This is a genomic window from Gillisia xinjiangensis (assembly GCF_046298265.1).
GTDB lineage: Bacteria > Bacteroidota > Bacteroidia > Flavobacteriales > Flavobacteriaceae > Gillisia > Gillisia xinjiangensis.
On the sequence record NZ_JBKAHK010000109.1, the window covers coordinates 1 to 538 of the forward strand.

Genomic DNA, 538 nt, shown 5'->3' on the forward strand with positions numbered 1-538 from the left:
GTCATCGACGCGGTGAAGCGCCGGGCTTGGCTCAGCGCCCTGGGCGCGAGCTTCAAGGGCTGGCATGTCTTTACCTATGTCTCGGCCCAGCTCGCCGGCGAGGCCTGGCGCCGGGCCGGGAGGCGGCTGGGATCGGGCAGGGCCAGGACGGTCGAGACGTAGAGCGCGCCCAGCAGCAGCTGGATCAGGGAGTGCTGCCGGAAGAGCGCGTATTCACTGAGCGAATAGGTCACCACGAAAGCCAGGAAGAACAGCGGCAGCGTTGCCAGGGCGCCGCGGTGGTGCTGCAGCAGGGCGAAGGCGCGCCAGGCGAAGGTTAAAAGGAACACCGCGGTGATCGCCAGGCCGGCCACACCAAGCTGGACCCAGATGTCGAGATAGCTGTTGTGGAAGTTTTTCACGTTCTGCTGCAGCAACGCCTGGACGTAGCCCGCCGCGGAGGCGTCGCCGCCGTTCCAGAAAGCGTCGAAACCGCTGCCCAATAGTGGGCCCGCCTCGATGAGATCCGCCGCGTAGTCCCACAGCACCGACCGTCCTG

At 66.5% G+C, this 538-nt stretch carries 1 protein-coding gene; it reads right to left on the reverse strand.

Annotation, left to right across the window (positions count from 1 at the left end):
- Nucleotides 1-74: 74 nt before the first annotated feature.
- Nucleotides 75-538: O-antigen ligase family protein (locus ACKGJN_RS16735; RefSeq protein WP_409540704.1), on the reverse strand; the 464-nt coding region annotated here is incomplete at its 5' end.